Origin of the sequence: Hubeiibacter jixunmingi (assembly GCF_041928215.1) — a bacterium.
Taxonomy (GTDB): domain Bacteria; phylum Pseudomonadota; class Gammaproteobacteria; order Pseudomonadales; family Moraxellaceae; genus Acinetobacter.
Genome location: NZ_JBHFHK010000019.1, coordinates 14,172 through 37,267 on the forward strand (window position 1 = coordinate 14,172; position 23,096 = coordinate 37,267).

The following is a 23,096-nucleotide window of genomic DNA, read 5'->3' on the forward strand; positions in this document are numbered from 1 at the left end:
GCGAAAGATGAGTGAAGTAGTCGATTTTACCCAATACCCTGATGCACAAGGACATTTTGGTATTCATGGTGGACGTTTTGTATCTGAAACCTTAATGGCAGCATTACAAGATTTGGAAAATCTGTATCAGCGTATGAAAAATGATACACAGTTTTTGCAAGAATTTGATCACGATATGGCACATTATGTCGGTCGTCCAAGTCCATTGTATTTTGCAGAACGTTGGACACAAAAATTGGGTGGGGCGAAAATCTATCTCAAGCGTGAAGACCTAAACCATACTGGCTCACATAAAGTGAATAACACCATCGGTCAAGCTTTATTGGCAAAACTGTCTGGCAAAAAACGTATTATCGCTGAAACTGGTGCAGGGCAACATGGTGTAGCCACAGCCACTATTGCAGCGCGTCTAGGGATGGAATGCGTGGTATATATGGGGGCAGAAGATGTACAACGCCAAGCCATGAATGTGTATCGCATGCGTTTACTTGGGGCAACAGTTGTGCCTGTCACGAGCGGTTCAAAAACCTTAAAAGATGCCATGAATGAAGCGATGCGTGATTGGGTGACCAATGTCGATACCACGTATTATGTAATTGGTACGGTAGCAGGCCCGCATCCATATCCGCAATTGGTGCGTGATTTCCAAGCCATTGTTGGACGTGAAGCCAAGCAGCAATTACAAAAAGCAGAAGGGCGTTTGCCTGATGCGTTGGTGGCGTGTGTCGGTGGTGGCTCAAATGCTATGGGTTTATTTTATCCATTTTTAAATGACAAGACGGTTAAAATGTATGGCGTGGAAGCTGCAGGTTTGGGCATTGAAACAGGCAAACATTCTGCACCACTGAATGCCGGTCATGTTGGCGTATTGCATGGCAATCGTACCTATTTGATGAGTGATGCACAAGGTCAAATCATTGAAACACATAGTATTTCAGCTGGTTTAGATTATCCAGGGGTAGGTCCTGAACATAGTTTCTTAAAAGATATGCAACGTGTGCAATATGTGCCGATTACCGATGATGAAGCATTGCAAGGTTTCCGTGATTTAACACAAAATGAAGGCATTATCCCTGCCTTAGAAACCGCTCATGCCATGGCGTATGTCACCAAACTCGCACCGACCATGGACAAAGATCAAATCATTATTGCCAATGTATCAGGACGTGGTGATAAAGATTTAATGACCGTAGCTAAAATCGACAATATTCCGATGCAGGGGTTATAATTGCATTAAAATATTGTTCAATATTAACCCACTTTATAGCATAATGAAGTGGGTTTTATTTTAGCAATAAAAAAACAAAGGGGCAACAATGAAACACAGTACAATCATCGCAGGGCTGCTGGTATCAACGCTATGTTTTACATCACCAAGTCAAGCAGACACTTTACAATACAGTTTAAATCTTCGAGATAATCCATTATCTACGCAAACATCATTACCTAGCCCAAAATATATTGGGATGGTAACAATGCGTAATGGTGTAAAGCTTCCTGCTTATCAGACTTATTTTGGTGCAGGATGGAGTGATAAAGATTATGAAACAAGAGCACCAGAAAGCCTAACGATCGATGCTGAATTGGATGCCAAATTAGCATCACAATTTGTGCTGTATTATTTTGATCAACGTTGGTTTCTTATTCCCAAAGATTGGCATTTTGTCAATGCAAGTATCGGTGCAAACGCAAGCAGTGTGATTAATTTTGCCCCTACACAAGGTAACAAGGGACATTTTAGTGCATGGACAAATAATGGCGGTTGCTATGGTTGTGGTCTCGATGCGGCAAGTTACTATTCAAAACAAGCTGATCAGATGAACCAAAGGGAATTTGATGCCAAAGCACAATACATGGATACATCACCAAAAATGCAATTGGTTGCACTTAAAAAAGACTGGACAGCGTGGCGAACTACGCTTGGTGGTCAGAATATTGATGGTATTGTTTATATAAATACGGACGATGGTGTTTATGTATGGACAGCTGAAGTGAGTTTACCAAAATCACAAGCCCATCTTGCAACGCCAATGTTAAATTGGTATTTACCAAAATCAAATCGCAAGTAAAACCATACGTTGTTGATAGTGATGATACAGGCAATTTTGTGCAAAAAATTGATAGTTTAGACCATTGAGCCATTCGCAACAACAGCGTTATGATGGCGAACGATAGATTGACGTTGTAAATTTTGCAGATAAAATGCTAATCATCGCTGTATGTTGTGGCAAATTGTTTTATGATGTACAGATAGATTGTATTTATGGCAAAGGAAAAAATCATGTCTCGTCTTGCACAATGTTTTCAACAACTCAAAGCCCAAAATAAAACCGCATTGGTCAGCTATGTGATGGCTGGCGATCCAAATCCGCAACTCACCGTGCCATTGCTACATCAAATGGTGGCAGCAGGTGTGGATATTGTAGAATTAGGTTTGCCTTTTTCAGATCCGATGGCGGATGGTCCAGTGATTGCGTTAGCGGCAGATCGTGCGTTGGCGGCAGGAACCAATACGCTTGATGCGATTGCCATGGTCAAACAATTCCGTGAGCAAGACCAGACTACGCCAGTGGTATTGATGGGTTATCTTAATCCTGTTGAAGTGATTGGCTATGAGAATTTTGTCAAAACTGCTCATGATGCAGGTGTAGATGGTTTGATTTTGGTAGACTTACCGCCAGAATCTGCTCAAGATTTTGACCAAATTTTACAACGTTATGATATGGATCAAGTTTTTTTACTTGCACCAACATCCACTGATGAACGTATTGCCCATGTGGTCAAACAAGCACGTGGTTTTATTTATTATGTTTCATTAAAAGGGGTGACGGGTGCAGCAAGTTTGGATACAGAGTCAGCCAATCAACGTATTGCAAAAATCAAAAGCATGACCGATTTACCTGTTGGTGTAGGCTTTGGAATTAGTGATGCGGCATCTGCTAAAGCCATGTCTGAAGTGGCGGATGCGGTGATTGTGGGTAGTGCATTTGTCAAGCAGTTTGCAACCCTAAATCCTGCTTATGCCCAACTTGCCATTGTAGAAAAAGTCAAAGAGTTAAGAACAGCCCTAGATGAATAAATAGCGAGCTTAAGCAATGAGTAAAGCCATGACCGAATTAAATACGCCAGTAGAGAGCTTACTACAGCCGAGTAATTGGATGGAACGCACTGTACCCAAAGTACATATTCCTGAAGAAAATGCATCTCAGCCTAAGTTTTCTGAGCCGACAGTAGAGTGTCCTGAATGTCATGCTTTGGTGACACAAACTGCGATGGCATTTAATAATTATGTCTGTCCGCAATGTGATGAACATTTGGCATTCAAGGCTCGTGAGCGTTTGGAATGGTTTTTTGATCAGGTCAATCAAGAACTTGGCAAAGAGTTTACTGCCAAAGATCCGTTAGGTTTTATTGATAGCAAGCCTTATCCAGAGCGTATGCGTGAAGCACAGCAAAAGACAGGCGAAACCGAAGCCTTGATCGCTATGCAAGGTCTCATCAATGATACGCCTATGGTTGCGGTGGCTTTTAATTTTGAGTTTATGGGCGGTTCAATGGGTACAGTAGTCGGTGATCGCTTTGTACAAGCTGCGGAATATGCACTTAAACATCGTCAGCCGTTGATTTGTTTTGCTGCATCAGGCGGAGCGAGAATGCAAGAAGGCATGTTGTCTTTGATGCAGATGGCACGTACGTCAGCGGTGATTGAGCGTTTACGTCAGGCATCTGTACCGTATATCGTGGTGCTGACCAATCCTGTTTATGGTGGTGTGACGGCATCTTTGGCAATGCTAGGCGATATTCATATCGCTGAACCAAAAGCCATGGTGGGTTTTGCCGGTAAACGTGTGATTGAACAGACTGTGCGTGAAAAACTAGATGAACCATTCCAACGTGCCGAATATTTGTTAGAGCATGGTGTGGTGGATCAAATCGTACATCGCCATTTGTTAAGAGATACTATTTATCGTTTGGTGGCAAAGTTGATGAAATTGCCAAGTTAATGGTTGAAATGAAATATCAAGCCGTAAGATTGTACAATTTTACGGCTTTATTTTTTTGTCTTGTTAAAATTTCTTTTTTACGATAATTTAATATGAATATTCTTAGGAATCATAATGATGAAAAAATATTGTTTTACTATTCTTTTTACTGTTATTTTCACTGGATTATTCAATCAAAATGCCGTTGCTAATATGCGTTTAAGCACTAAAAATAAAATCGATGCTGAAATGGAAAAACTAATTCAGCAAATCGATAAGATTGCCGAAAAATAAAAGGTATTGATTTTGATATTGCGGTAGATGAGATATAGGCTATCGCAATGTTTTTTGTTGATTTAAATTGTGTAAAAGTCCAAAAAATTAAAAATAGCCAACATGAAATTACTTTAAAAATATGTTAAATTAAAGTTATATTTTTAATCTAAATAGGCGTGGCTTTGAGCGAAATCATTCCCCCAACCGCACAATCTGATTTGATGACATGGCTGAATTATTGGGGCAGTATCCATGTTTCTGCGATTGACCTCGGGCTAGAACGTGTACAGCCTGTGGCAGAATATTTACAATTACTCAAGCCAAATGCCAAAATTATTACCGTGGCAGGAACCAATGGCAAAGGCTCGACGACAGCTACCATTGCCAAAATTTTGCAATGTGCAAATTATCATGTTGGATTATACCAATCACCACACTTATTCAAATTTAATGAACGAGTCATGATAAATGGTGAAGCGGCAAACGATAATGATTTAATCCAAGCCTTCGTTGAAGTGGAACAAGCACGTATTGCTTGTAATTTGACTTTATCATTTTTTGAAGCCACCACCTTGGCGGCATTTCTGTTATTCAAACAAAAGGCTTGTGATGTTTGGGTGCTTGAAGTCGGCTTAGGCGGACGCTTGGACGTGGTGAATCTGCTAGATGCTGATCTGGCGGTGATTACCAATATCGGCTTGGATCATGTCGATTGGTTGGGCGATACCATTGAAAAAGTCGCATTTGAAAAAGCAGGCATTATTCGTGATGGCATCCCAGTGATTTTTGCTGGTGAGCAAGATTTACCGCAAGCGATTGCGGATAAAATTGAGCAACATCAAGCCAAGCTCTATCAGCTTAATCAAGACTATTTCTTTGAGCAACAGCCTGATAGTTTAACAATCGCCACGCCTGCTTTGACGCTGAATTTACCCAAAGGCAAATTGGCTGCAATCAATCAAGCGGCTGCGGTGATGGCTGTATTAAATAGCGATTTAAATGTATCACAACAAGCGATTGCCGACGGCATACGAGGGACGCAATTAATTGGTCGTTTTCAGATGTTGGAATATCAAGGGCGGACGCTGCTTTTGGATGTGGCACATAATCCACACGGTGTAGATTTTCTTTTAAAACAATTGGCACATTATCGTCAGCAACATGCACAATTTAAAAATGTGGTTGCAGTATTTTCCATGTTGGCAGACAAAGATATCCAACAAGTGACAAATAGCTTAGCAAAAGATGTCAAAAAATGGTATATTTCACCTTTGAACGTGGCACGTGCAGCGAGCTTGGCACAATTACAACATGCACTGGTCAATCAAGACGTCACTATCAGTGATAGTGTATTGCAAAGTTTGAATTTGGCAATCGCCCAAACTTCTAAACAAGATTTAATATTGATATGCGGATCATTCCATACTTTGGAAGAGATCTGGGAGCATTTGCATCATGGCAATGAATAATAAACAACGCTTACTTGGTGGCGTAGTTTTATTGGGTGGTGGCGCACTATTGGCCACAATGCTGTTAAAGGGGCAACCCGATCACGCACAAACACAAGCAGCACAAGGCACAAATCCGCCTGTGGCACAACCTTTGTCTAAAGAACAATTAGAAAATCAACCTGTACCGCCGATGGTTGCTAAATCTGCTTCAGGTGAGTATTCTGCCCTGACACCAGTGGCTGTAGATGTTGAAACTGAAAAACGTCTATTGGAAGAAGAGAAGAAAGCACGTGAACAAGCGGTTGCTGAGAAAGAACGTTTGTCTGCGGAATATTTGAAACTACAAAAGCAAGCCGAAGCCGAAGCCGCACAAAAGGCTGCTGAAGAACAAGCAGCGATTGCAGCACGCAAACAAGGTACAAATCCTGCCAGTGCAACCAGCGTAAGCAACGCTGATGCAAATAAGGTAGCTTTAGATGCAAAACAAAAGGAAGATGCAGCAAAAAAGGCCGCACTTGAGTTGCAGGCAAAAAAAGATGCTGAATCCAAACGCCAAGCAGATTTAGCAGCTCAAGCCAAACGTGATGCAGAGGCGAAACGTCAGGCAGAAATAACTGCTCAAGCACAACGAGATGCAGAAGCGAAGCGTCAAGCTGAAGCAAAACGTCAAGCAGATTTAGCCGCACAAGCGAAACGTGATGCCGATGCAAAACGTCAAGCTGAAGCAAAACGCCAAGCAGATTTGGCAGCACAAGCCAAACGCGATGCAGAGGCGAAGCGTCAGGCTGAAGCAAAGCGTCAAGCCGATTTGGCAGCACAAGCGAAACGTGATGCAGAAGCCAAGCGTAAAGCTGAGCAAGCGAAAGCCAATCAAGACAACCGCCGTTGGATGGTGCAAATCGCATTGGCAGCAACACAAGCCAATGCAGACAGTTTGACTGCAAAACTACAAGCCAAAGGTTACCGTGTTACACAAAGTAAGACCTCAAAAGGTATCCGTGTTATGGTTGGACCTTCAGCCAATAAGCAAGCTGCTGATGCGGTACGTCAAAAGATTATGTCAGATAGTAGCTTGGGAATTGGTAGTGCATGGGTGATAGGTTGGGTGCCGTTAGAGTATCGCTAAATCCTTTACTTTTCTAATGTATGTAAAAAATCAGTATCCCAAACAGGCTACTGATTTTTTTTGTATATCGATTAGCTGTTAGCAAGTTGTGTTTTAAGCCATGCGATATTTTCTGGGGTAAATAATTTATCAATATTAACCCAAATAGGATGGAAACCATAACCGCCGAATTTCATTTCACGCATTGCTTCATCGGTCTGCCAGTTTTCAAATAAAATGCGATACATGGCAATCATTGTACCTGTTCGATCTGAGCCGTGATAACAATGGATAAGCACAGTTTCGCCTTGTGCCTTAGCTTGTTTTACGGCACGCATGGTCGCCAGCACATCATCACGATCAATTGCCCATGTATTGATAGGAATATGTTGTAATTTAAATGCTTGCTGATCAAGCTCATTGGCAGTTTGATTTCTCGCACGTAAGCTGATGACACGCTGAATACCAAGCTTTTTCAATTGTTCATTTTGTTCATGCAAAGGCTGTTCGCTACGATAGAGCATAGAATTTACACGATAAAGATTATGTTGCTTGTCCACCATCGTTGCCCAATATTGAGGTCGTTGTTCTGCAGGAAGGCTTTGATGTTGAATGCAAGAACTCAGCGTCATTGCGGTCATAAAGATTATAGCACGGCGTTTATTCATAAATTTCAATCAATAGATTAAAGCTGTGTACGGATAGGATGTATTTTAATTTAAATTTGCATATCAGAATAATGAAATTTGTAAACCGCCATATTATCATGTCATTATGAGGCAACAGGTGGTAATAACAAAGGATAGTGGTTAAACCATTTCTGATAAATTGCAGTATATTGACCACTTTTCACAATGTGCGATAACCCAGCATTTATTTTTTGTTTTAAGCCAATTTGACTGGTATGCACAGGAAAAATCAATCCATACGCATCATCATAGTCAGCGATTTTACCATTGGTTTTTAATTTGATATCACTGTGCTGCTGTATACTATTTATATAATAACGCAATACACCATAATCACCCACTGTAGCATTGGCATGCCCTTGCACAATGTCTTTTAAGTTTAAATACACGCTATCTCTTAATATAATATTACTGTCGTTTTGCTGAATATTTTTAATATCGGTCACGTATTCAGTATTAGTTAATAAAGACACTTTTTTATCTTTTAACATCGCCAATGATTTATATTTTGTTGTATCATCTCTTCGGCTGACAATAGTATCTGCACCATACACATAAGGGGTTGATAATTGATAACTGTGAACATTTGGCATAAGCTCAATATCGCTTGGATATAGACCACCTGCCAAAATATCATAATTGATTTTGCGAGAACTTTTTGCATCAAAAGATAAATCTAGAAATACAAATTCAAAACTCAGTTTTTGGTTTTTTGCGATAGCGTTCAGTATGTCCACATCAAAACCGACTGCACGATTTTTATGATCACGAAAGCTATAAGGTGCATACTCGGCATCCACTGCTACTTGATATTTTTGTTTGTCGTACAAAGCGTAAGTAATATTACTATGCGTGCGATGATCGTCACTTTCTTTTGAACACGCAACAAGGGTCAATGAAATACCCAGTAAAATGACAGAACGTGAGTAATTTATAGCAAACATTACACACTCCTAAATAAAATAGTCCAATATATAAATAATAAATTTTTGCAGTCTATGACTGGTTTATTACGAATTTGTGTGATGATTATAGCATATTATTAAACCAATATTTTTATCTTGGATAAAAAAAACAGACCGTGATCGTATAAAGTCACAGTCTGTTTTTATCATTTAACGATTACAAATCAGCGATTATTTTCAAAAATACGTGCAATCGGCACCGATAATCTGCGTTGTAATTGTTCATCAGCATCTTTTAATAAATACTGAAAACGCATGACCCAAACATCGTCACGATATGGATCTAACTCATTGTGATGCGGTAATTGGAACGGTAAGGTATGGTAAAATTCCCAAAAATCCACATAGTTTAAGTTACGAATCAGCATATATTGATCATTATCAATGACACCAATGATTTTTTGCTCTTGGAGTAATTCGACATAATGCGGCCAGCGACCAATCTCATCACGACCAAGTAAATCTAGTGCATCTTTTTCAGAAATACCTTTACCTTGTTTTTGTTTATGATAAAACAATTCCAAAATATCCATAAGCATCATGATCGGATGGCGTGGTGATGCTGGTTTTGAGTCATAAGCCGTCAGTGCAAAGCTGAGCTCAACACCGAATAATACGATGATCCAATTGATATAAATCCATAATAGAAAAATTGGCACAGCGGCAAAAGCACCATAAACAAGTTCATAGCTGGTGAAATTGCTCATGATGTAGCCAAAAAAGTGCTTTAATCCTGTGAAGATAATTGCGGTAAATATCCCTGCGATTGCAGCAGAGCGTATAGGTACTGCACGATTTGGAATTGCCCAATACAACAAGCTAATACCAACACAGGTCAAGACAAAGGATAAGACTGACAATATAAAACCGAAGTTAAACTCATATCCTGCAACATTATTTTGCAATAAATTCATCGATGCCACAGCAGAAGATAAGACAAACGCTGTACCCAATAAAATAGGGCCCAATGAAATGATTGTCCAATAACGCATAAAGCCAGACAGCCCGCCACGTGATTTTTTAACTCGCCAAATCCGATTGAATGCATCTTCAATGGTACTGATCATCATCACTACCGTCACAAATAGGAATAGAATACCGATGGCGGTTAAATTGGTTGAGTTTTCAGCAAATGAGTTAAAGGTCTTTTCAAAGGCAATGCTGGTTCTAGGTAATAAATTGCTATAGATCCAGTTCTGCATTTGTTGGCGAGCAGGCTCTAAGGCTTTGATAGATGAAACGATAACTAAAAATACAGTTAGCGTAGGGACAATCGCAAAAAGGGTAGTGTAGGTCAAAGAACCTGCCATTTCACGGCAACGATCTTTTTCAAAACGCTTGACCAAGAAGATCATGAATTGCAACCATTTCATATTTTTAATTTTTTCTAACACTTATTTCGCCTCAAAAATCATTTATCACGATAATGTACAGCTTATCATAAATCTCTATACTGTCTAAAAAATAACAGTAAGAGTGTGACGACAAGCACAATAAAAATAAGGTTTTGGCTATTTCTGTGGCAAATCTACATTGCTAAGATTTACCGTAGCCCAAAAAATAGCGTATGATAATAACACGATTTGAGATAGAGATAAAAAATTTATGGCGACTGATTATATTTTGGTTTTGTATTATAGTAAGACAGGTCATACCAAAGAAATGGCACAATATATTGCACAAGGTATCCAACAAATGGGCTTGTCTGTCAAATTGCGTACAGTGCCAGAAGTCTTTCCAGAAGTACAAACTGCTGTACCAAGTATTCCTGAACAAGGTGATTTATACTGTAGTGTTACTGACTTGCAAAATTGTGCAGGCTTAGTGCTAGGCAGTCCTACACGCTTTGGCAATATGGCAGCTCCTTTGAAATATTTTTTGGAGCAGACTACAGGATTGTGGCTTAGCGGTGCATTACAAGGTAAGCCAGCCAGTGTATTTACGTCATCAGGTGCAATGCATGGTGGTCAGGAAAGCACTTTGCTCAGTATGTATTTACCTTTGTTACATCATGGCATGTTGTTAATGGGTTTGCCAAATTCAGAATCGGCATTATCACATACTAAAACAGGCGGAACGCCTTATGGTGTAAGCCATGTCAGTGGTGCAAGACATGATTTGCCAATTTCCGATGATGAAAAAAGCTTATGCATAGCCCAAGGTGAGCGTATGGCAAAATTAGTTTTACAGCTGAAAAAATAACGTCAAGATACAAAAAATGGGTTGAATACGTCATATTCAACCCATTTTATTTGATTAGAAAATTAGCGTACGAAAGTCACCGTGCCGTTTTCTAAAGATTGTAAACGTGCCAAGGATTCTACTTTAAAGCCTTTTTCATCCAATAACTTACGACCGTCTTGGAATGATTTTTCAATCACAATACCGATACCTGCTACTTTCGCACCTGCTTGTTCGATTAAATCAACCAATGCCAAAGCAGCATGACCATTTGCTAAGAAATCATCGATGAGTAAAACGGTGTCTTTATTGCACAAGTGTTTATTAGAAATTGCGATTGTGCTTTCAGTTTGCTTGGTAAATGAAAATACTTTAGAGCGGTATAAATCTTCGTTCAATGTCAAAGATTGATATTTGCGTGCAAAAATAACAGGTACGCCAAGCTGCAAGCCTGCCATGACCGCAGGTGCAATACCTGATGCTTCGATGGTAACGATTTTTGTAATACCACAATCTTTGAAGCGTTCAGCAAATTCACAGCCGATTTGTTGCATCAAAACTGGGTCGATTTGGTGGTTTAAAAAAGCATCGACCTTTAGCACTTGCTCAGATAAAACGATGCCTTCAGTGAGAATTTTTTGTTCAAGTGCGTGCATGGGTCAGACCTTATAGAAAATTTAAAAAATTAAAAGCACTATTTTAAAAATACTGTTCAAAAAAGCAAGCCAAATTTCATACTTATATGGACGCTTGCACAAAAAAACCAGTCATTTCGACTGGTTTTTGCTAATTGGTTATCAATCTATCAAAAAAAATGCATGATTAGCGTTTTAACAATAAACTGTAACTGTTGCCATCATCTTGATGTGTCACTTTGACAGGCAAATAATCTAAGGCTGGTGCAAGCCAAAAAATAGTGGCTTTTTGTGGGTTGCTGTGGCGTAGGCGTACGCGGACGGTGTCATAAGCCTGCCCTGTTGCACTTTGCACACGCTCACTACCTTCACGAACAAACTGACGGTTATCTACAGAATCATAGCTACTGATCACATAATTGGACTTTAGACCACCTTTTTTGAGATCTTCACGAATTTGTAATTCGGCATTTAAATCATCTAAAGCACCTGCACGCCAAGTTAGACTGCGTGCTTGTCCTTTACGGTTGGTATTGATTCTATTCTGCTGTGGTAAAAAGTCGATGCTCACTGTATCACTATGCACCAAAATTTTAGTTTGACGGCGATAGCTTTGGGATTGGATTTGTCCTGTATTACTTATGCTAAATCGACTGGTTTCTGTCGCTTGTCCAATCATTGGAATACGTGCCGAAAATTGGTATTGCCATTGATTGCCACCTTGCTGCGTCAATACACGTGTTGCATCACCTAAAGTTTTGCCATTATAGCTAAATTGATAAGTGGCTGAAAAAGGTGCAATCGCATGGGCTTGACTGATCACGCCTAAGGATAAACCAGCAATAACCGCCAATGTGGACAATTTTTTCATTGAACTGAACCTTTCAAATAATAAGTGATGAATGACGATTTAGCATAATCAAAGCGATAATGACGTACGATAGCATAAATGTATCAAAGTGTTTATTTTCGCTATCAGATTGATGATTTATTCATTATTTGTGCAAATTTAGTTTAATCGGTGTGGCAAATAAGTATTGTATGCTTTTGCTTACATCATATAAGGTTTTTTGACTCTTTTGTGGTTTATGTTTTTGGCTTATTCTACGTACATGGACAGATAGGATATCAAACGCAACGCTAAGGACAGACACAAGGATGCAACGATCGACATGATGTCATCACTCGTTTTGCACACATACAAGTAAGCCCTGACATGATGTTAGGGCTTTTTGTTGTCTGGGTTGTCTGGAATATAATATGATTTTAATTGAGTGACGGATAATTTCTTTTTCTTGATATAAATATGAGATTTTCAAAATATATTGAGCAAAGCGAGCATCCTTGCTCGACTGTAAATTTGCCCTTAAGTTTTTCCAGTATGATTTTTCAATCAAACAGATTGTTTTGCCTCATCAGGTGAGCTTGGCGTTGCCAAAGGGTGATTGTCATACTTGGCAGATTCTTGGTTGCTATCAGGAATATTGGCTGGGTCTTCCTCATCAGATTTTTTGGTTGGATTGAGTGCCTCCAAAATCGCATCCAAGTTTAGATTGGTCAGCACGAGCAATCTATTGTCTTGTACAGTGGCATGATTAACACGGCACTTTTTCCAAATCTCTAAATCACCTAACCAGCGACTCAAATCAAGATACAATAAACCATGCTTTTCTTGTACGATTTTATAATGCCCTAAAATCAAACCTAAAGGGTCACGCTTTAATATTTTATTGCATACAAATAGGGCAGTTTTCACCCCCATTTTTTTGATGCTACTTTCAAAGCGAGACTCTACAATGTGCGTTGGGCTGATTTGTTCAAAGATTAACAATTGCTTTTTTTGATTCATTTCCATCTCAAGCAATTTTAAATCGACAAAAACTTCTGCGTAAATACCCGCAACATCGACTGTGGCATATAAACGTAGCCAGTCATCATGCAGGTCTGCATGGAGATCTTTGAGTAACTCGACATTGTCAGTCACATAACGTTTGAAAACGCCATTGAGCATATTCTCGCTGACTGGAATTTCACGCTCCTCTTCGATAAAATCTTCGGCTTGCTGATACAAGGATTGTAGCGTGGTCATAACTTTGCTGATAATACTATTCATCGAGATTCCTGAAAATTTGCGTTTGCCAAGCGTAAAATTACCATTCGGCAATGTTCATTGAGATAAAATTGCTTTAAACTATAGCACAAGCAAAATTGTGTCTGGTATAAAAATCGTTAAACATTAGATTTACTGTTTTGCCATAAATCGCCAATGTATGGTTGATAAATTGTTTTAAAGGTTAGCATAACGTGAGTATTAAACAACAAGATTATTTGCAATTTTTACAAATGGCTGAACCGCATAAATTGTGGTGGAAAGACAAGTTGTTTTTAGCCGCATTAGTTGTTGCTATGGGTTCTCACGTGGCTGTGGGACTGATCAGTTTTGTTATGCCTGAAAGTAAAGACGCTGCAACCAAAGATGTAACGATTGCAGTCAATTTACAAGAAACACCTGATGAAGAAGTCAAAGATGCTGACTTTCAAGCACAAGCCAATCAAAAAGGTGATGGCGATCTTAAAGAAGCACATACGCAAACTACGCCTATTCCAAGTACAGATCCCGATACTTCGCTTGGTGCTGAGCAAGAACAAGTTTTGCAAGAGCTGAAGCAAAAAGAGCAATTGGACTTTAAAGAACAAATGCTTATGACGACCTTGAGTTGGCAAAAACAGAAGAAAAATGAAGAAGCCGAAAAAGATCAAAAAGAAGTCACTGATGCACAACAGGCTCGTGCGGTGATGATTGCAAGTATCGAAGCACAGTTTGCACAGCGTCAGCAAATGTACGCCAAGCAACAGAAAGTCAAAACCGTAACAGGTATCCAAGCCAAAAAAGACGCATCGGCAGCTTATTTGGATCGTTTCCGTCAAAAGGTGGAAATGTTTGGTAACCGCTATTATCCTGAAGAAGCAAAGTCACAAGGTTTATCTGGTGATGTACGTTTGATGGTGATTTTGAATGCACAAGGCGGTATTCGTGCGATTCGTTTGTTGGATACTTCTGGACATGCCATCTTGGATGAAGCAGCCAAAGCCTCAGTACGTCGTGCTATGCCATTTGGACGTTTTGATGAAGGGATGAAAGATATTACCGAATTGCGTATTGTGCGTACATGGCGATTTGATGCCAATAATTCTGCATTCGACGTACAGTAACATTTCGGTATTGATGCGATTGAACTGGAAAATAATATGCTAAATATTTCACAGGCACTGGCACAAAACCAAACGCCGCATATCAAACGCATCTTATTTTTGGGTGCAGAATGTACAGGCAAAACCACCTTGTGCCAAGACCTTGCAAGGCATTGGCAAACGACTTGGGTGGCGGAATATATGCGTGAGTACTTACAAGAAAAGTGGGATGTTCTGCACCAAAGTTGTGAGTGGCATGACATTATTCCTATAGCGATTGGTCAAGTACAAAGTGAAAATCAACAAGCAGAACGTGCCAAGCAATATTTATTTTGCGATACGGGTTTGATTGAGCTGATGGTATATAGTCAGTTGTATTACAAAAGTTGCCCAAAAGAGATTGTAGATCAAGCTCTGTTGCATCATTATGATTTAATCATTATTCCAGAAGTCGATAATATTGTATGGCAAGCAGACGATCTGCGTGATTGTCCAAATGGTCGGGAAGATATTGTTACTCTATTCAAACATTGTTTAGACGAACATGGCAAAACGTATCATTGTGTAATTGGTGATCGTATGCAACGTGTGGCACAAGTCAATCAACTTTTGGCAAGTTTAGCTTGAGATCGGTTGAGAAAATTGAAATTTAGGAAAATTTATACATGAAAATATTGGATAAATTAACGCAGTTACCCAATACATTAAAACGTGGTGGTCATCTGAGCAGTAAGTCTGTACAGACAGCAATGACTTTAGGGCATGGCTTTTATTTGATTGCACGTCACCAAATGTATAAATCACCAAATGATGTAAAAAATACTGCACATATTCAATATTTTTGTAAAAAAATGATTAAAGTACTTAACATGCAAGTGAAAGTACACGGTGATATACCTAGTCAGCCTGCATTGTGGGTGAGTAATCATATTTCTTGGGTAGATATCGTAGTATTGGGTGTAGCAGCACGTGTGTTTTTTTTGGCGAAAGCTGAAATAGCCAAATGGCCTTTGATCGGGACTTTGGCAAAGTCAGCAGGGACATTATTTATTCAACGTGGCTCAGGCGATACTTTAAAGATTCGTGATCAGATAGCTGATTTTTTGAGACAAGACGTTCCTGTATTATTTTTTCCAGAAGCAACAACAGGTGACGGCACGAAAATTAAAAAAGTACATGGGCGATTACTGGGTGCAGCAATTGATGCACAACGTCCAGTGCAAATTTGTCTATTGGCTTATGTTAATCAACAGGGCGAATTAGATAAAATCGTGCCGTACATTGATGAAAGTATTATCGAAAATTTGATAGAAGTACTACAAATGCAACAAGTAACGGTGCATGTATTGCCTTTGCCAGCGATAGACAGTACAGGGCATGATGTAGAAAGCTTGACCCAATTGGTACAACAAAATATGACCGTAGGTTTGGCAGAATTACATCAAAAAGTCTTAAAAAATTAAGCCAAAATCAGTAAAAATAACGGTGCACTTTAAAACTAAAATACACCGTTAAAATTTAGAAAAACATATTTATTGCTTTTCCGCTTTGCTTGATAAACTTTGTGCAATTTTGACCAATTCCACAAACTCTTTACGCAAGCCGTGCGGATCATTGCCGATATTATTCTGGGCAAGATCCAAAATATTTTGCCAATTCATATCACCATTATACTTTCCGCCACGCAATTGCTCGGCATAAGCCACTGTTGCTACAGCAAATTTGCTATCACGATCTGCTTTTTCAAACGCTTGGCTTTGCATTAACAACGGTGTTTCGATCAAATTGCTTGTACTTTGATTTGGTAATTTATAACGTAGCTTGAGATAACCATATTCATTGCCTTTATTCTCAGTCGCTTTGGCAGTTTGGTAACGAGATGAGTCTAACCAACCATTTTTACCGACAGGAATAATTTCATAAAATGCGGTCACTTGATGTCCTGCACCAACATCTCCTGCATCAACTTTGTCATTATTAAAATCTTCTTGCTTTAAGACTCGATTTTCATAACCGACTAAGCGATATTCTTTGACCGTTTTGGGGTTAAATTCCACTTGGATCTTGACATCTTGGGCAACGGTGGCAAGAGTAGATGACAGCTGACGTTGTAGCACTTTCTTGGCTTCATTTTCATTGTCAATATAGCTGTAATTGCCATCGCCTGCGTCAGCCAGTTGTTCCATCAATTTTTCATTGTAATTGCCCGTACCAAAACCCAATGTGGTCAGTGAAATACCGCTTTTGCGTTTTTCTGCAACCATGCCTTTGAGTGTATCAAAATCAGTAATCCCAACATTAAAATCACCATCAGTAGCAATCAAAATACGATTGATGCCGTCTTTGACCTTGGCTTTTTCCGCTTGTTCGTAGGCAAGACGAATGGCACGCTCACCTGATGTAGAACCCCTAGCTTGTAAGCTGTTAATGACCGCCAAAATTTTATCTTTTTCACTGCCTGATGTTGGCTCGAGTGCCAAGGTTTCGCCTGAAGCATAAGTAATAATGGTTACTTTATCTTGTGGGCGTAATTGTTCAGTCAATAAACGTAAAGTCTTTTTCACCAAAGGCAATTTATTTGAATCATCCATACTGCCAGACACATCAACCAAAAATACCAAATTAGCAGGCGGTAATTCTTTGCTTTGAATATCTTTGGCTTGAATGGCAATTTTAATCAGTTTGGCCTCTTTTTTCCAAGGCGAATCAAAAGTCGTGGTATGCAAAGCAAAAGGTTGGTTGCCTGTAGGCTGTGCATATTGATAATCAAAATAATTGAGTACTTCTTCCAAACGTACTGATTGTACTGGCGGTAAGCGTCCATCATTCAAATAGCGACGCACATTACTATAACTGCCTGTATCCACATCGATACTAAAAGTCGAAACAGGATTTTGACTGACTTGTTGTATTGGGTTAGGCTCATTGTTTTGGTACTTCTCAGTATCTTCAACGGGTACAGTGCTTTCTTGTGCCATCATGACTGGGGCTGGGGCAACCATTTTTGTCATGTTACTGTTCTGATAGCTTGTCGGGGCTACAATCACAGGCTGTATTTCTGTAACTGCAACACCACTAACTGAACGATTTGTAGCGTGTGGCACAGATTCACAAGCAACCAGACTGAGTACACCGACAGTGATCAGTGACAACTGAAATTTTTTCATACGATTTCCTTCCAAACATTTTGTTTATTTGTAGTCGTTTTAATATAGCACGATAAATCACCACAGCGTTAGATAGATGATACAAAAAATATAATCAATTGTAGTCATCGACTGAACAAAAGCTAAAAATACGTGCATAAACAGCTCGAAACAAGACACGAAAAATAAACATAGTCGCCTTTACCTGATAGATATTTGGCGTTATGATGATGCAGAATAATGAATTTTTCTGATGATAGACCTGTTAATATATTGATTAAAGTTATATTTACAGTAAGTTGTCGCTGTCTATATTTTGAGTTTGGAGTATTTTATGTCAAAAAAATATGCATCTTTACAGCAGTTCTTGGATGTGGTGAAAGCACGTGATCCAAATCAGCCAGAATTTTTACAAGCTGTAGAAGAAGTCATGACCAGCCTTTGGCCATTCATTGAAAAAAATCCACAATATGCAGAACATGGCTTACTAGAGCGTTTAATCGAGCCAGAGCGTGCGATTCAGTTCCGTGTCTCTTGGGTTGATGACCAAGGACAAACGCAAGTTAATCGTGCTTTCCGAGTGCAATATAATTCAGCGATTGGACCTTTCAAAGGCGGTATGCGTTTTCATCCATCGGTGAATCTATCGATTTTAAAATTTTTAGGCTTTGAACAAACCTTTAAAAATGCTTTGACCACTTTACCGATGGGCGGGGGTAAAGGCGGTTCGGACTTTGATCCAAAGGGCAAATCTGATTTGGAAATTATGCATTTTTGCCAAGCTTTGATGTTAGAGTTACATCGTCACTTGGGTTCTGATACCGATGTGCCAGCAGGAGATATTGGCGTAGGGGCGCGCGAAGTCGGCTATATGGCAGGTATGATGAAAAAGCTCAGTAATGATGCCAGTTGTGTGTTTACAGGCAAAGGTCTGTCTTTCGGGGGGAGTTTGATTCGTCCAGAGGCGACAGGCTATGGCACAGTATATTTTGCCCAAGAAATGTTAAAAACACGTGGTGAAAGTTTTAAAGATAAAGTCGTGATTATTTCAGGTTCGGGCAATGTGGCACAATACGCAGCACAAAAAGCCATGCAATTTGGTGCGAAAGTAGTGAGTCTTTCTGATTCATCGGGTACGGTCTATATCAAAGATGGTTTAAATGATGCATTACTTGCAGAAGTGATGGAACTGAAAAACGTGCAACGTGGTCGTATTGAAGATTTTGCCAAAAAGCATGGTTTTGACTATTTTGCAGATCAAACACCTTGGCATATCTCGTGTGACATTGCCTTGCCTTGTGCAACACAAAATGAATTAGACGGTAAAGATGCCAAAACACTGCTTAAAAATGGCTGTATTTGTGTGGCAGAAGGAGCGAATATGCCATCAACTTTAGAAGCAGTTGAAGCTTTTGTAAAAGCAAAGATTTTCTATGCACCAGGGAAAGCATCAAATGCGGGTGGTGTGGCGACATCGGGTCTGGAAATGTCACAAAACGCGTTGCGTTTGAGCTGGACAGCAGAAGAAGTTGATGCACATTTACAACGTATCATGCAAGATATCCATGCCAATTGTGTCAAATATGGTGCGACTGAAGAGGGCTTTGTGAATTATGTTGATGGGGCAAATATTGCAGGCTTTGTCAAAGTGGCTGATGCGATGCTAGCTCAAGGTGTGTATTAATTTTTAAAAAATTCTTGAATTAATGAATAAAAATACCAAGTTTCGGCTTGGTATTTTCTATTGATTTGTTAGCAAAGTTTTGTTTTCAACAGATTCTGCCACCAGTCTAATTCTTTAAAATCAACAAATACACGATTGTCATGTATACGTGCCAATTCGCTATTTTCATGTTTTAAATATTTTTTTAACCAATGTTGTAACATGGCAGGCTTATTTTGGATCGCTGATACACACGCTAAATGATAATAAATATCGGCATGCTCATGATGTGCCAAAGGCTTTAAAATCTGTTGAATAATCAAGGCAAAACGGGTTTGCTTTTCCAAAGTATAATAAATAAAATAGGCATCTGCCAAGGCGATGGATAAATCAAGATATAAAGACAAAGGCATTTCATCAAATTCAAAACGTGCTTGTTCCAAAATCACAATCGCTTCATGTAAAAAATATAGTTGTTCGGCTTCTTGTACGCTATGCTGGAGCAATTGCAAACGTAGCTTGGCTCTTTTTAATGCCAATAATGGACTATTACCGTGTAAAAAAGCTTGGTCACTATCACCGAGTTCAGCAATTAAGGCTTGACGTGCTAACATCATTTTTCTCGCAATTCTCTTAAAAATTTCTCAATCATTAACGCCTGGATGGTGTTCAAAATCAAAATTTAAAGGTCTATTGATTCTAGAAAATCATCTCTTAGCCATGCAGTGATGGATAAACGTTGCTGTTCAGTTTTGCGTACTTCATGCAGTAAATCACTTTGGAACAATGCCAAACGATTGCTTTCAGGCGTAATGAAATGCCAGTGATCATGTTTATCTTGCAAATGCAATTCACCATGCCAATCGGCTTGCCACGTATCATGGACATACCATACGCTGGAAATCACCCGATGATTGGCTTGTTGTGGATTATCACGATGAGCTGCATAAAATTTACCCGTTTCATAGCACGCAAAATGCGCTTCAACCTGTTTTATACCCAAATAAAAGGCTTGATTAAGTTGTTCCGCCAAGGCATTCAGTACCCTAATATGCTGTTGTGACACAGGCAAGCTGTCATCTAACCATAAAATTTGGTCACTGCGAATATTTTGCATGACGCCATTTTGAATGCCTGCATCACGAAAACGCTGTAGGTTCTGTACACATTCTTGTCTTACAGCATCAATAAATGCCAGCGGATAAGCATTATCAATCACCGCAAAACCCTGTTCTGACAATTGGTCTAAAATGTTATCCATATTCCAATGTTGATAAAGCTGTGCAATGTCAAAATCAGTATGTAAACACTGTTCGCTATGCAGCGTCGCTGGCATATTTTGCGTTAGTTTAGGGGAATTTGCATAAGATGGCATCGTCATCACCTATAGTCATTATGGGCTTATCTTACTACAAACTTGGCACAAAAAAAGCATGAGATAAATTACTACAAAAAACTTCAGTGATTTTGTGCTAAAATAGCCTGAATTTTTCCCAATTAAGTTATTTTATATGAATTATCGCCACCATTTTCACGCAGGTAATTTTGCCGATGTGATGAAACATGCCCTTTTGTTGGTATTATTACAACGTCTAAATCAAAAAGATAAGCCTTATCGTTATATCGACACGCATTCAGGGGCAGGGGTGTACGACTTGTCGCAAGCACCCGCACAAAAATCGGGTGAGTTTTTATCAGGCATTCACCGCTTGATGCAGTTGGATACCAAAGAAACCAACACTGCACCACAAGCCGTACAAGATTATTTGGCAGAAGTGGAAAAATTACGCCAAACGGATGGTCGCGGTGCGTATTTTGGTTCGCCTTATTTGGCATTACAAGTGATGCGTGACATTGATAAAGCGACCTTTTTTGAATTACAGCCGATGGTTTTCCGTTATTTGAAACAAAATATTCGTGACCGTCGTGCAGGTTTGCATGAGCGTGATGCCTATGAAGGTTTGCTCGGTGTCATTCCACCAAAAGAAAAGCGTGGCTTGGTAATGATCGATCCACCTTATGAATTGGAACGTAAAGACTTCCCACAATTGGTTGAATTGGTTAGTAAAGCTTATCAAAAATGGACGACTGGCGTATATGCAATTTGGTATCCGATTAAAGATCGTGCCATGATTGAACGTTTTGAAAAAAATATGATTAAGACGGGTATTCGTCGTCAATTGGTTTGTGAAATTTGTGTATGGCCTGATGATACACCAGTTGGCTTAAATGGCTGTGGCTTGCTGGTGATTAATCCACCTTGGCAATTTGCCGAACAAGCAGATGAAGTATTACGTTGGTTATTGCCACATTTGCAGATGACAGAACAAGGCGGTAGCACCAGTGTACGTTGGTTAGTAGGTGAATAATTCTAACCAATGAATATTTTTTTAAATGGATGGGGAAAATGAACGAGCCTAATCATCAAACACCACAAAAAGACGAAGAAAATTTTGATAGTCTCACTTTTGAAGTGGTTGAAGAAGAGCATACCGCACAAGGTAAAGTACGTCGTCGTGGGATTTATTTAGTACCTAATCTCATCACGACTGCTGCATTACTATGTGGTTTCTATTCAATTATTGCCAGCATGAATGGCGATATCCAGAAAGCCATTTATGCAATTATTATCGCAGCATTATTGGATGGTTTGGATGGTCGTGTAGCACGTGCGATGAATGCCCAAAGTGCTTTTGGTGAGCAGTTTGATTCGCTATCAGATATGCTGGCGTTTGGTGTTGCACCTGCAATGTTGATGTATAGCTGGAGTTTGACTGGTCTGAATCGTTTTGGTTTGATGTGCTGTTTTGTCTATACAGCGTGTGCAGCATTCCGTCTAGCTCGTTTTAATGTGCAAATTGGTAGTGTAGATAAACGTTATTTTATTGGTATTGCTAGTCCGCTGGCAGCGATTGTAGTGTTGTGTACAGTTTGGGTACAACGTGACTTTGCAGAGATTATCAATTTTTCCAGCCCTTGGGTACTGGGTACGAACGCGGTAGTTATGGTGGTTGTGGGCTTATTGATGGTCTCAAACTTGAAATATTATTCATTTAAAGTGATGGATAAAAAACGTGTACCATTTGTGATGATGATTCCAGTAGTTTTAATTTTCTCTGCGATCACGTACAACATTCCATTAGGCTTATTATCTTTGGCTATTGCTTATGTCATCTCTGGATTTATCACAACATGGATGGCTCGAAAAAAGCCAGTAGTAGCTAAAGCCTAGAAGCATTGTAGTAATAGGTATGGTAAAAAAAGGTGAAAATTGACATTTTTGCCTTTTTTTCATGCAAATAAACCTAAAAAACAATAAAAATCTAAAAAAATCTAAAAAAGTACTTGCCAAGGATGGGTGAAATGATTAATATACGCATCCACTGGAGCGGTGGTTTTAAATAAGTTGTTAAAAATCAATCGGTTGCAAGTTCTTTTGTGAGTTTGTAGTTGGTGTGATGAGGATGATTTATTTAAAGTAAAAGGATTGAATTTGCATTTTGTTGATGTAGATTTTTTTTGATTTTCAGTTTTTCGAAGTTTTACTTTTTTAAAGTTGCTTTGAAAAATAAATTAAAAAAAGAGTTGACAAGTGATTTTTAGTTCTATAATATACGCATCCACGGAATGATGACTTGTGACTGACGAAGTGCAAGGTAATATTTAAAACCGATAGAGAAACAACTTGTGTGGATTTTTGCTTAGGTTGAGATAAGAAATTATCATTGATTTAAAGTAAAGATTGACTCGAAGTTTATTTGAGCAAAATTTGCTAGTAATTGATGAGCCAGATTTGATGGTTAGATTAAA

Annotated in this window: 23 protein-coding genes; 14 read left to right on the forward strand and 9 right to left on the reverse strand. The window is 39.2% G+C overall.

Features of this window, described 5'->3' with window-relative positions; translation table 11 throughout:
- The first annotated feature begins 7 nt into the window (after nt 1-7).
- From trpB to ACEYX7_RS04570, 7 genes are all read left to right on the forward strand, one after another.
- Nucleotides 8-1,228 (forward strand): tryptophan synthase subunit beta, encoded by a 1,221-nt coding sequence (trpB, locus tag ACEYX7_RS04540; RefSeq protein ID WP_374900244.1) that lies wholly within the window; start codon nt 8-10, stop codon nt 1,226-1,228.
- An 88-nt stretch (nt 1,229-1,316) separates the two neighbouring features.
- Nucleotides 1,317-2,069, forward strand: coding sequence for a DUF4850 domain-containing protein (locus ACEYX7_RS04545; RefSeq protein ID WP_374900245.1), 753 nt, complete (start codon nt 1,317-1,319; stop codon nt 2,067-2,069).
- Nucleotides 2,070-2,281: 212 nt separating this feature from the next.
- Entirely contained in the window at nt 2,282-3,079 is a 798-nt protein-coding gene (gene trpA / locus ACEYX7_RS04550) for a tryptophan synthase subunit alpha (protein ID WP_374900247.1), read from the forward strand.
- Between the two features lie 28 nt (nt 3,080-3,107).
- Entirely contained in the window at nt 3,108-4,004 is an 897-nt protein-coding gene (accD, locus tag ACEYX7_RS04555) for an acetyl-CoA carboxylase, carboxyltransferase subunit beta (protein ID WP_374803909.1), read from the forward strand.
- A gap of 117 nt (nt 4,005-4,121) precedes the next feature.
- Nucleotides 4,122-4,277: a hypothetical protein gene (locus ACEYX7_RS04560; RefSeq protein WP_374806837.1), complete on the forward strand. Its 156-nt coding sequence runs from the start codon at nt 4,122-4,124 to the stop codon at nt 4,275-4,277.
- 203 nt (nt 4,278-4,480) lie between these two features.
- Nucleotides 4,481-5,728: a bifunctional tetrahydrofolate synthase/dihydrofolate synthase gene (gene folC / locus ACEYX7_RS04565; RefSeq protein WP_374803941.1), complete on the forward strand. Its 1,248-nt coding sequence runs from the start codon at nt 4,481-4,483 to the stop codon at nt 5,726-5,728.
- Nucleotides 5,715-6,836, forward strand: coding sequence for an SPOR domain-containing protein (locus tag ACEYX7_RS04570; RefSeq protein ID WP_374803913.1), 1,122 nt, complete (start codon nt 5,715-5,717; stop codon nt 6,834-6,836). Before folC ends, ACEYX7_RS04570 begins: the two co-directional genes overlap by 14 nt.
- Nucleotides 6,837-6,907: 71 nt before the next feature.
- Here the strand turns inward: ACEYX7_RS04570 and ACEYX7_RS04575 are convergent, their stop codons facing one another.
- From ACEYX7_RS04575 to ACEYX7_RS04585, 3 genes are all read right to left on the reverse strand, one after another.
- Nucleotides 6,908-7,483 (reverse strand): dual specificity protein phosphatase family protein, encoded by a 576-nt coding sequence (locus tag ACEYX7_RS04575; RefSeq protein WP_374806840.1) that lies wholly within the window; start codon nt 7,481-7,483, stop codon nt 6,908-6,910.
- Nucleotides 7,484-7,587: 104 nt separating this feature from the next.
- On the reverse strand, nt 7,588-8,448 hold the full coding sequence (locus ACEYX7_RS04580) for an ABC transporter substrate-binding protein (protein ID WP_374806842.1): 861 nt from the start codon (nt 8,446-8,448) through the stop codon (nt 7,588-7,590).
- 185 nt (nt 8,449-8,633) lie between these two features.
- Nucleotides 8,634-9,842, reverse strand: coding sequence for a YihY family inner membrane protein (locus ACEYX7_RS04585; RefSeq protein ID WP_374803943.1), 1,209 nt, complete (start codon nt 9,840-9,842; stop codon nt 8,634-8,636).
- A gap of 232 nt (nt 9,843-10,074) precedes the next feature.
- Here ACEYX7_RS04585 and wrbA point away from each other — a divergent pair, with 232 nt between their 5' ends.
- Nucleotides 10,075-10,671 (forward strand): NAD(P)H:quinone oxidoreductase, encoded by a 597-nt coding sequence (gene wrbA / locus ACEYX7_RS04590; RefSeq protein WP_374803919.1) that lies wholly within the window; start codon nt 10,075-10,077, stop codon nt 10,669-10,671.
- Nucleotides 10,672-10,733: 62 nt separating this feature from the next.
- Here the strand turns inward: wrbA and ACEYX7_RS04595 are convergent, their stop codons facing one another.
- The 3 genes from ACEYX7_RS04595 to ACEYX7_RS04605 form a co-directional block, all read right to left on the reverse strand.
- Complete coding sequence (locus ACEYX7_RS04595; RefSeq protein ID WP_374803921.1) at nt 10,734-11,306, reverse strand: xanthine phosphoribosyltransferase; 573 nt, start codon at nt 11,304-11,306, stop codon at nt 10,734-10,736.
- A 166-nt stretch (nt 11,307-11,472) separates the two neighbouring features.
- The gene (locus ACEYX7_RS04600; protein WP_374900248.1) at nt 11,473-12,156 is read right to left on the reverse strand and encodes a DUF3108 domain-containing protein; all 684 of its coding nucleotides are present in this window, start codon (nt 12,154-12,156) and stop codon (nt 11,473-11,475) included.
- A 522-nt stretch (nt 12,157-12,678) separates the two neighbouring features.
- Entirely contained in the window at nt 12,679-13,398 is a 720-nt protein-coding gene (locus ACEYX7_RS04605; RefSeq protein WP_374803925.1) for a hypothetical protein, read from the reverse strand.
- Between the two features lie 230 nt (nt 13,399-13,628).
- Here ACEYX7_RS04605 and ACEYX7_RS04610 point away from each other — a divergent pair, with 230 nt between their 5' ends.
- The 3 genes from ACEYX7_RS04610 to ACEYX7_RS04620 are packed head-to-tail and all read left to right on the forward strand — an operon-like array spanning nt 13,629 to nt 15,940.
- Nucleotides 13,629-14,498, forward strand: coding sequence for an energy transducer TonB (locus ACEYX7_RS04610; protein ID WP_374803945.1), 870 nt, complete (start codon nt 13,629-13,631; stop codon nt 14,496-14,498).
- A gap of 36 nt (nt 14,499-14,534) precedes the next feature.
- Nucleotides 14,535-15,104, forward strand: a complete 570-nt coding sequence (locus tag ACEYX7_RS04615) for an AAA family ATPase (RefSeq protein WP_374803927.1) — start codon at nt 14,535-14,537, stop codon at nt 15,102-15,104.
- Between the two features lie 38 nt (nt 15,105-15,142).
- Nucleotides 15,143-15,940 carry a lysophospholipid acyltransferase family protein gene (locus ACEYX7_RS04620; RefSeq protein ID WP_374900249.1) on the forward strand — a complete coding sequence of 266 codons (798 nt, stop codon included), beginning with the start codon at nt 15,143-15,145 and terminating at the stop codon, nt 15,938-15,940.
- Nucleotides 15,941-16,009: 69 nt separating this feature from the next.
- Here the strand turns inward: ACEYX7_RS04620 and ACEYX7_RS04625 are convergent, their stop codons facing one another.
- Entirely contained in the window at nt 16,010-17,644 is a 1,635-nt protein-coding gene (locus tag ACEYX7_RS04625) for a vWA domain-containing protein (protein WP_374803931.1), read from the reverse strand.
- A 313-nt stretch (nt 17,645-17,957) separates the two neighbouring features.
- On the opposite strand from ACEYX7_RS04625, the gene gdhA reads away from it, so the two are divergent.
- Nucleotides 17,958-19,307 (forward strand): NADP-specific glutamate dehydrogenase, encoded by a 1,350-nt coding sequence (gdhA, locus tag ACEYX7_RS04630; RefSeq protein ID WP_374803933.1) that lies wholly within the window; start codon nt 17,958-17,960, stop codon nt 19,305-19,307.
- Between the two features lie 68 nt (nt 19,308-19,375).
- Here the strand turns inward: gdhA and ACEYX7_RS04635 are convergent, their stop codons facing one another.
- Both ACEYX7_RS04635 and ACEYX7_RS04640 read right to left on the reverse strand, forming a co-directional pair.
- Nucleotides 19,376-19,903 (reverse strand): hypothetical protein, encoded by a 528-nt coding sequence (locus ACEYX7_RS04635; protein WP_374900250.1) that lies wholly within the window; start codon nt 19,901-19,903, stop codon nt 19,376-19,378.
- A 65-nt stretch (nt 19,904-19,968) separates the two neighbouring features.
- Nucleotides 19,969-20,547: a 2OG-Fe(II) oxygenase gene (locus ACEYX7_RS04640; RefSeq protein WP_374900252.1), complete on the reverse strand. Its 579-nt coding sequence runs from the start codon at nt 20,545-20,547 to the stop codon at nt 19,969-19,971.
- Between the two features lie 250 nt (nt 20,548-20,797).
- Between ACEYX7_RS04640 and ACEYX7_RS04645 the strand changes: the two genes are divergently transcribed.
- Both ACEYX7_RS04645 and pssA read left to right on the forward strand, forming a co-directional pair.
- The gene (locus tag ACEYX7_RS04645; protein WP_374900251.1) at nt 20,798-21,655 is read left to right on the forward strand and encodes a 23S rRNA (adenine(2030)-N(6))-methyltransferase RlmJ; all 858 of its coding nucleotides are present in this window, start codon (nt 20,798-20,800) and stop codon (nt 21,653-21,655) included.
- Nucleotides 21,656-21,693: 38 nt separating this feature from the next.
- Nucleotides 21,694-22,518, forward strand: a complete 825-nt coding sequence (pssA, locus tag ACEYX7_RS04650; RefSeq protein WP_374803939.1) for a CDP-diacylglycerol--serine O-phosphatidyltransferase — start codon at nt 21,694-21,696, stop codon at nt 22,516-22,518.
- Nucleotides 22,519-23,096: the final 578 nt, after the last annotated feature.